Genomic DNA, 2394 nt, shown 5'->3' on the forward strand with positions numbered 1-2394 from the left:
GGGGAAGCCGACGGTGGGGAGAGGGGGCGCGCTGACGTTCACCGCGATGCACACGCGGCGGGGCCGGCTCGACGCGGCCCGGAACGACCTGGGGTGCGGCTGGACTTGGGCGGAGGTCCATCGGGCACGACCGCGGGTGCCGCTCGCGTGTCCGGAGTGCGGTCATGGGATGCACGGCAAGCCGCCGCCGGACCCCGCCCCGGTTCCGGGAGCGGGGACACCCCGGGCTCGACTCCGGCACCGCCCCGCCTGCCGTCGTCCGGGAGCCGCCTGCCGTCGGCCCCTTCGTCCGCTGGCGCCCCGCTGGCCGTCCGTTGCCCGGCCGCCGACCCCAGGCACACCCGCCGGCTCCGTCCGGTGCGTCGCCGGCTGCAGCTGTAACCCGGCGGCCCGCCGCCCTGGGCCGCCGTCCTTTCGCCCCCCGCGCCCGCCGCCGGAGCGCACCCGCCCGGCCATCCCGCCCTCGGCGCCGCGCTTGGCCTTGCCGTTGTCCGCCGCCATCCTGGCTGGCGCCCCGGTCCCGGCCCCACGGTGCGGTGCCGTGCCGCAGGCCTGCCGTGCCAAGCGCACCCGCCCGCTGCTGGGCCGCTGCCGGGAGACCACCAGGATCTCGTGCCCCGCGGCCGCTCGGTCCCCGGGCCGTGCCCCGCTCGCCGCCGACCGCCGTCTGGCGGCCAGGCCCGGCGCCTGGCCGCGGTGGTTATCTGGGTTTGCGGGGCTGCCTGAGCAGGTCAGCGGACATCTGGAGCTGTCAGACTTCTCAACGCCTCTGTCAAAGCAGTCGGATGTCCCCGATGCCTCGGTAGATGGGTCGTCGCTCAGTCGTGGTCGTGCGGCCCTGCCGGTTCGAGCTTTCCCCCAGCTGAGTCGATGTCGCCGGTCCCGGCTACCCTCACGGCAGGCCACAGCGTTCATGCTGGCGATAACGGCGGCGTCCTGATGCCCGAACCCGACGAGGAGCGCCGGTGCGCGACTATCTGGCTGGCGTCTTCGCCATGCTCGGTCCTGGCGAGCAGCGTTACGCCAGCGCGTCTGCATGGGCAGGGCTGGAAGCCGAGATTGGCATCGCCTTCCCCGAGGACTACAAGGCGGTCGTCGATGCCTACGCCCCGATACAGATCAATGGGCACCTGTTCCTCTCGCATCCGGCCACCGAACGTTGGAACCTCGGGAAGGAGATCCGCGACACCTCGCGGACCTGGGCTGCGCTCGACTGGGACCGGGAGCGCTGGCTGGAGCCGGAGGAGAACATCCGGGCCGTCCTCGGCCTGGAGGAGGTCAGGTTCGGGACGAAGGACGGCCTGATCCCCATCACGAGCACCGACCGCGGCGAACTCATCTTCCTGGCGCCGCTGCCCGACCGCTCAGGACAGCGGATCTGTGCGGTGAAGCACGACGGATCCTGGTTCGAGTACCGGATGAGCTTCTCCGAATGGCTATACCGCTATCTGGTCGGCGAGGACATGGTCGGTCCGAACAGCTCCGCCTTTTACCCCGGTCCGGTGCTGCTCGAATTGCTGCCGATGTCAACCTATGACCGCCCTGCACCGCGGTACGGCCCGGATCGGGGCATGTGACCGAGGAGAGCCTGCGGCCTGAGTCCGGTCGATCGTCTGCCGGCAGAGGCGCGCGAAGCGGGTTGCGGGGCTGGGACCCCGACCAGCGCGGCTTCCTGGTCCAGCCCAAGCGGTGGGCGGTAGAGCGCACCTTCTCGTGGCTCACCGCCCACCGCCGCCTTGCCCGCGACTACGAAACCAGCCCGGCCCACTCCGAGACCATGATCCGCTGGGCGATGATCGGCAGCATGGTCCGCCGACTCACCCGAGGCCGCCCGGCACCCGACAGGGCCCGCGGCCGCTCTCACGCGTTGCCGGCTGACACACCCCACATCCCCTCACGTGTCGTACGAGCCGTCCCACGGCGCGCTGAACCCGAGCCGGTTCGGGTAGAACTCGGCCCAGTCGTCCCGCTCCTCTCCCTCCGGATACTCCCCGTGACACTCATGGACCAGGCCGAACAGGGTGCCGTCGACCTCCACGGCGAACGGGGCGACTGCGATGTCGGCGAACCGCCGACCGGGCAGCGAATCCAGCCACTCCTCCAAGAGCTGCTGCGCGGCTTCCACCACCGGAGCCTTCTCCGGTCCGTCGGCGACCGTTCCCGCTGCGTTGACACGGGAGTCCAGGTGTTGACCCCCAGCGTTGAACTCGTGCAACACGGAGTACCAACGCCGCACCACCCGGCCGTCGCCGTCCTGGCCTACGAAGACACCGCTGACGTGGGCGAAGAACTGGCCTCCGTCCCACTGCCCGATGGTGGACGTTCGGTAGTTCGGCTCATGCCGAATAGGAACCAGGTCAGGCACAGTCATGGCCGCACCCTACGTGCCGACCA

Annotated in this window: 2 protein-coding genes and 1 pseudogene; 2 read left to right on the forward strand and 1 reads right to left on the reverse strand. The window is 70.9% G+C overall.

Translation table 11 applies throughout. From position 1 onward, the window contains the following. Positions 1-965: 965 nt before the first annotated feature. The gene (locus tag ACFC1F_RS43155; RefSeq protein WP_376167278.1) at positions 966-1577 is read left to right on the forward strand and encodes an SMI1/KNR4 family protein; all 612 of its coding nucleotides are present in this window, start codon (positions 966-968) and stop codon (positions 1575-1577) included. A gap of 74 nt (positions 1578-1651) precedes the next feature. Further along, a pseudogene (locus ACFC1F_RS43160) lies at positions 1652-1855 on the forward strand (IS5/IS1182 family transposase); the annotation flags it as partial. Positions 1856-1894: 39 nt separating this feature from the next. Here ACFC1F_RS43160 and ACFC1F_RS43165 read toward each other — a convergent pair. Further along, a complete protein-coding gene (locus ACFC1F_RS43165; RefSeq protein WP_376167280.1) occupies positions 1895-2371 on the reverse strand; it encodes a hypothetical protein in 477 nt (158 codons plus the stop codon). Positions 2372-2394 lie beyond the last annotated feature (23 nt).

The organism is Kitasatospora sp. NPDC056181, assembly GCF_042266225.1.
Classification (GTDB): domain Bacteria; phylum Actinomycetota; class Actinomycetes; order Streptomycetales; family Streptomycetaceae; genus Kitasatospora.